Annotated in this window: 1 protein-coding gene; it reads left to right on the top strand. The window is 79.1% G+C overall.

Annotated elements, in window-relative coordinates; all coding sequences use genetic code 11:
* Positions 1–268: hypothetical protein (locus GT042_RS18045; protein WP_161309740.1), on the top strand; the 268-nt coding region annotated here is incomplete at both ends.

Genomic DNA, 268 nt, shown 5'->3' with positions numbered 1-268 from the left:
CGTGGCGGCGTACGTCGGCTACGCGCGCCCGGACCTGCCCCCGCTCGAACCGCTGCACGCCCCGGGCTGGCTGACCGCGCGCACGCGTGACCTCCTGGGCGGCTGGCACAGCTGGAACGCCGTCGTGGCCCTGGTCCTCGTCCCGGTGGCCGGCCTGGCGCTCGTCGGTCTCGCCCGCCGGCTGCTCGGCATGGCCCGTACCGCGGAGGAGGAACAGGCCGGGCTGCGGCGCGAACGGGCCGAGCAGCGCCGCGCCCGCGCGGGCCTG

This window comes from Streptomyces sp. SID3212 (assembly GCF_009865405.1).
In the GTDB taxonomy this organism is placed as follows: domain Bacteria; phylum Actinomycetota; class Actinomycetes; order Streptomycetales; family Streptomycetaceae; genus Streptomyces.
Note: the sequence above shows the minus strand (reverse complement) of the source record. Positions and strands in the feature narration are given on the sequence as shown.